At 55.3% G+C, this 6353-nt stretch carries 2 protein-coding genes; one reads left to right on the top strand and one right to left on the bottom strand.

Annotated elements, in window-relative coordinates:
• Positions 1-211 precede the first annotated feature (211 nt).
• A complete protein-coding gene (locus P7F60_RS30575; RefSeq protein ID WP_277921219.1) occupies positions 212-400 on the bottom strand; it encodes a hypothetical protein in 189 nt (62 codons plus the stop codon).
• 752 nt (positions 401-1152) lie between these two features.
• Between P7F60_RS30575 and P7F60_RS30570 the strand changes: the two genes are divergently transcribed.
• Positions 1153-5901, top strand: coding sequence for an NACHT domain-containing protein (locus P7F60_RS30570; RefSeq protein WP_277921218.1), 4749 nt, complete (start codon positions 1153-1155; stop codon positions 5899-5901).
• Positions 5902-6353: the final 452 nt, after the last annotated feature.

Raw genomic sequence — 6353 nt, 5'->3', positions numbered from 1 at the left:
GATGGTGGCGGCATAATCGAGGCGGAAATCCACTTAGCGAAACGCCCGAAGCTGTTCAGACAAACCGAGCCACCTCTAAATTCGGCTCCAGTTGGAAACGATTTCCGTCGCCGGCGCTCATGCTCGTACCTCGGTTGAAACTGCCAAAAATCGGGTAATTTGCGGCTATAGTGCCGGTCAAAACCTAGCAATGCCAATGCTTTGCGAGAAATCATGGCACCAAGGGGGTCAAAAATGGGGTGCCGCTCGCGCACCACCTAAACAGTGTGCAGACAACAATAATTTCCAGAACATGGGCGACGTAGTGCCATGTTCTTTTATCTTGCCCTCGTAAAATCCCGCCCTTTTCGCCCAAAAGGCCGATTTCCGCTTTTGCGCCGAACGCGCGGATTTCCTGCATGAGAACTGCCGAAAGACTTCTGACCAAGGCGTGCGGCGACGACCGCCGATTTGCAAAATGATGGTGGGAATCACCTTGGCGAAACACACCTCTCGGACAGTTCGGCATGCCAGTAACCATGCCAAAAATCGCAGAGACTTCGACACTGGGAGCGCGGCCAACATGCGATCATGAAGCACCGGAAATGCAATCGACCGCCCATCAAGCTACGGTGAGGTCGCACCGCCGCCGTCGAGCTTGGTCATAGCAAGCAGAACGCGGACTTCCTCCAGAAACGAAATTTATCGCCGCAATGGGGCCGAGTGCGGACAGGCAGCTCTTGGCTGCCGATGCGCCATAGCTGCCATTCTGTACTCAACGCGTTCGTTCATCCAGCAGACCATCGCATCCAGCGTTTCCGTTCAGCACCATCAACTTGTCGAGATACCCCAACCAACTGCGGCGAACGCGAAGATCGACATTTGATAGGTTTGGACTCGACAAGTAGCTTGCGATCATGTGGGACGATTCGACACGTAAATGGAGTTCGCTGAAGTAGAATGGCCAGTTCACAGAAGGCTGACTTTGGTGGTGCTCGCGGCTCGAACACCGGGGACGATTTCCACGAGTTTTGGGCGATGCGGCAGGCATTGCGCCTCATTGAGCGCGACTCCGGGCTCAGTGCAATGGCGTTGGAGGGTTTGTCGGCCGATGCCGGGACTGGAAGCGAATGGGATGGTGTCGACTGCACCCTACTCTATGGAGCCGAGTGGGTGACGACCGCCGATAGGGTTGAACTTCAGCAACTGAAGTACTCAGCAGCAAATGCGAGTGCATCCTGGACAGTTTCACGCATTTCCGCAGCAAAGACAGCGAAGCCGGAGTCCTCGGTTATTGGGAAGATGGCTAGGGCTTACGCTGCTCTGGTGGCTAAAAGGATAGCGCACGACCCCATCACAGTTGCGGTGCAGCTCGTTACCAATCAGCGGATAGATGACGCTCTTATCAAGGCTATCGATGAGGCGAAGGCTATCGGTGTTTCCGGCCAATCAAAGCGCCCTAAAATTTCGAGCGACCTGCAGACTCTGACCAAAGCCAGCGGTTTGGCTCTCTCGGATTTTTGCCAGTTTGCGAGATCGTTCGACCTAGTTGGTGCAACAGGCTCGCGCTTTCTGATCGAAAACGACGTCTTGAAACGAATATCTCAGTGGGAAGACGTAGAGTTTGTTGAAATCGCAAGCGAATTACGACGATATGTCCATGATCTTATGCTCCCTGAGCGCGCAGGCGAATTTGTCACGCCTCACGACATCTTGCTGAAGCTTGGCGCAGGCGATCCGTCTGTTCTTTTCCCCGCGCCCTCGTACATCGATTTTGTCGACCAGCCAGTTAAGCGCACGAGCATTTCAGATGCCGCGAAAGCCTTGGGAGGCGACGGACATCAATATTTCTGCTTGCACGGCAACGGCGGGCTTGGAAAGACGACGGCCCTTCAGCTCATAGCTGCAGAGCTGCCTGAGCAATCGGTGATGGTCGTGTACGATTGCTATGGCGCTGGTTCTTACTTGGACGCCAGCAAATCCAGGCACCGGCAGAGGGACGCCTTCGTTCAGCTAGCGAATGAAGTGGCTGAGAGGCTGAAGCTTCCGACCTACCTCGTCCCCAGAGATCACACCGATTTCCCGCGAGCGCTGCGCCGTCGAATTGATGAAGCCGCAAAGCTCTTGTCCTCGTTGAACGACAAGGCACTTCTCGTAGTCACCGCAGACGCAATTGATAACGCATCAACCGCCGCTCGGTCGAAGCACCCGCCTGAGCCGAGCTTTGCGCAAGATTTGATGTCTCTTGAAGACCTTCCGACCAATGTCCGCATCCTGGTAAGCTGCCGCACGAGCAGGCTTTCCGAATTACCAATCCCGGCCCGTTTCCAGAGGATCGAACTCGAACCGTTCGCCCTGCCGGAGACCGCCGAATATGTCCGGAAATTCTGGAACGCGGATGATGATTGGATCGATGAGTTTCACAAACTTTCGAAAGGCGTTCCGCGCGTTCAGTCCTATGCATTGAAGTCGGCTCCAGGCGACTATGCTCAGGCGATCGATGCGCTGAGGCCAGACGGCAAAGCGCTGGATCAAATTTTTCAAACGCAACTCGTCGAAGCATTTCGAAAACATGGTGACGAGCGAGTGATCCGGCGCTTTTGTGCTGCTGTTACTCACTTGCCACGCCCGGTTCCGATCGACGTGCTTTCAAGTGTTCTGAATGTGTCGAGGTCTGCCCTGATCGACATCGTTGCCGATCTTGTTCCCGGCTTTACGCAGGATGATAAAAAAATAGGCTTCGCTGACGAAGATTTTGAAGCCTATGCGAGAGTTGCCGGTGCTGATCAGTTGTCGGAAATAACACGCGCGGCAGCGGACCATTTCTTAGCAACGGCGTCGACGAGCGCATATGCCGCCCTGGCCGTTGTGCCCATGATGTTTAGCGCGGGTCAATACGAGAACTTGCTCAATTTTGTCGAAAGGGAGCCGGAGCCTCCAACGGGGCTACTACCGGATGTCGCCCAACGGCGCGAGATAGGGACCCAGCGTCTTCGCACGGCTATTCGGGTCTGCCGCACTGCCGGGAACAATAGCCGAGCGCTGCGTTTCATTATGATGGGTGCTGAGGCGGTTCATAGCGACGATAACTTAAGGCAGTTTCTAATAGCGCATCGGTCTCTATCGGTTAGGTTTGCAGAGGACTCCGTCCGTCGATTGGTCCTCCGCGATCCTGACTACGTTGCAAGCCACGGTCCAATCTTGCTTCAGATGATCGGTCATCGGACAGGGCCGGACAACAGGTCGTCAGCCCACGAACTTCGAAAGCGAGTCAACGCCTGGTTCAAACTGAGATGGGACACCTATGAGGAAGACCGTATCGAGAACGAACATGCCCGTGCATGGTCAATTGAGGCTGAGGACTTTGCTCAAACTCTCTATGCTGAACTAAGTACCTCCGGTGTAGCGGCAGCCGTAGGCAGGTATCGAGGGTTACGGCATTGGCGTTTTGCGATGGACGCGGGCCTCGCCGTTGTCGACCGCCTTTTGGCCGAGGGTCAATTCGAGATCGTCAACGAGATCGCCGATTCTCTACCGCTCCATCGCGCTGTGTTTGTACTTGTACCGCTGGCCATGTCTGGTGCGGTGGTAGACCCAGCAAGGCTAGAAGATGGCTTGCGAGCACTCTTTACGCTGGCAAAACCCAGTACCAAGCTGCTTGAAAGATATGGGCCGAATCAAGAGCTTGGCCCACGGATCGTAGACATCATCATTTCTGGCGTTGAACTTCTTGTGATGAGAGGTCGGCATCCAACTGAGTTAAAGAGCTGGCTCTCACCCTTTTTAGACAACGAGACGAGGAGAATTGATCGCCTCTACGGCTCGCATCACGTCCTTCTCGACGCAATCATGCGGTCTTACTTACTTTGTGAAGCCCTCGAAGGTCGCGTCGGAAAGGATGTCGACCCGTTGGCTCCCCGGCCCAAGCCGGAGGGAAAGCCAGAGAGTGGCCGAGGCTATCAGGATACGAGTCAACACGACCGCGAGCTTCGCGAGGTGGTGGGGTCCGTTTCGAGAGCGTATGCGTGGCGTGCCCAGTTCATAGCTTCAGGCGGTACAATAGGAGCCGCTGATGGTCTCGCTCGAGATGCGTTGAGGCATCTGTCGGAGAATGCGTGGAGCATCAACCGCCACTACGAATCCAGTGGGATGCGCGCGAAGGCCGCAGAGAGCATCGCTGTTTTGGCGGGGGAGCCTAGGCTTGCCAGAGAGGTCGTTCAATTTGCGCTTACCATCCGAAATCGCTGGTCGTCCTATGAAGCAAGGAACGCCGAAACGCTGCTCGCTCGACTACGCAATGTGAAGGCTCTTCACGGCGATCTCGTATCGAGCATAGCGAATGAAGCTCATAGCGTCAGACGCGACAAAATCGGTGCCGCAGACAAGTCTTCCATCTTGGCTCGATTTGCGGAGTGGCTGCTTTGGATTAGCCCAGACGATAGCAGGGCACTTTTCGACACCGCTTTGGAAGTGGCCGCAGAACTCGACAGCGAAATCATGGACCAGATTCGGGCCGTGGCCGCACTAGCAGAAAGAGGTCAGTCCGCAACTAAAGCTCCCGAGATGGAACTGGCTCGCGCCTTCTCCGATGTGCTTGAAGATGCAGGTATCCGCTTGGAGAACGTGGAGGGGTTTCCCTGGGACGCTGGAATGCGAACGCTAGTCTTGCTCGACTTGAATACCGCCCTCTCGTGCTCGGCACGCTGGCAAGACACAGATGTAGCCTCCTTACATCAGACTCTTAATCCCCTGATCGATCAAGGGGTTAAGCGACGGCAATTGTCGGCCGGTCAATCGGCGTCGTTGATGCTCTTCGAGACTGCCGACAAGTACATATCGGACGTGTGGGGCGTCATAGACGAGCCCCCATATGGTTCCCGAGAAAAGCGCAAAGGTCGCTTCAACGACCGCAGTTGGCGGCGCTCTTCCCACAGCCACGGCAGCCTTCCGACACTTGAGCGCTATCAGAGCTACCTCGAATGGCATGCGATGTGGTGTGCGGGCGGAGAAATCCTAACGTCGCACCGTTTAGCGCAGCACGACTGGGACTATGGCTCGTTGGACTACGAGATTCGCATCGACAAGCTTACCGTACCTCCTATCTGGTTGTCCGATCTGGTTGGAGGTCGTCCCCTTTTGGAGAGCTTCTGGCGACCTCCGCAGAGGCCGATCGCTGAATGGCGCAAGGATGCAACGGATCCTGAGATTCTTGCCGAGATCATGGTAGCCGATAGGCCCGGATACCTCGTGGTCGATCAATCAGCCACAACCGCCTCGCGAACCTTTCGCCATGAGGTCAGGGTAAGCACTGGCCTCGTGTCTTCAGATACAGCCCCTGCGCTCGTGCGAGCTCTCCAAACGACCTGGGACGATTTTGACTACCGAATTCCGCCAGAGGGCGACGACCTCGAGATCGATGCTGGCGACTACGTGTTGCGGGGGTGGCTTAAGAGCAACGACGGCGATAGTCGATTCGATCGCCCCGACCGCTTTTGCAATGGGACACGTCGCATTGAGTGCGAGCCAGGGCGCGCCATTACAAAAGTGTTGGGTCTGTCTCGTCAAACTGACCGGGGTGCTCGTTGGTTTCGTTCGGATCATTCCGAGCCAACTTTCATCTACGAGGTATGGGGTCATCCAGAAGTCGAAGACGACCGCGAAATTTATTACGACGACGATGTTCGATCTGATGGCTATCGGCTGTTAGTTCGCATCTCGGACTTGGCCGAATTCCTTCATGGCCAGGGAATGGAAATGATTATGGAATCGGGATTGCGCCGTGACGAAAAAGGCAAAAGCAGCTCTTCCTATGACGATAAAGAGTCGACCGAAGTTAGATTCGACCGCCTCTTCCTTTTCCGATTGGACGGTACGATACAAGCTGCCGAACGAGACGTTGGCGCTTGGCGACAAGATAGTTAGCGCGCTCAATCTCCATAAAACCGTCGACACACTAGGCCGGTGGAAAGCCCACCACCTTGCCGAGTTGGTACTTGCAGTCCGGGATGCGAAAGGGCCTGATAAAATAGCAGCAGAGGCGAAACTCGCAAACTTACTGCGGAACTTCAGTCGCCCATCCCGTAGCCACTTTCGTTATTCCGAAGGCTACGACCTGAAGAAGGTCGCGCCAATCCTGGACGAAATCTTAGGCAAGCGTTGATGCTTATCCGGAGTGGCTAAACCACAGATTGGAAGTCCGCTTTTGGCGTGACCGCACTCTTAGATCAATGACTGGGATGGGGGCGCGAAGCTGACTTCAACGCCGAAGTGACATTGGGGAAAGCCAACGCGTAGAGGGTATCCATCCGGCGAAGGCCGCGGGGCTTATGATTTCGGCTCGTCTGCCATGATGCGTTTGATGACTTCCGGGTCAC

The sequence above is a fragment of the Rhizobium sp. YJ-22 genome (genome assembly GCF_029601685.1).
Classification (GTDB): domain Bacteria; phylum Pseudomonadota; class Alphaproteobacteria; order Rhizobiales; family Rhizobiaceae; genus Metarhizobium.
This window is presented reverse-complemented; position numbering and strand designations above follow the sequence as displayed.

Bases quoted from the DNA above. Each gene is read 5' to 3' on its own strand.
- P7F60_RS30575 (WP_277921219.1), bottom strand. From the start codon at position 400: ATGCAGGAAATCCGCGCGTTCGGCGCAAAAGCGGAAATCGGCCTTTTG.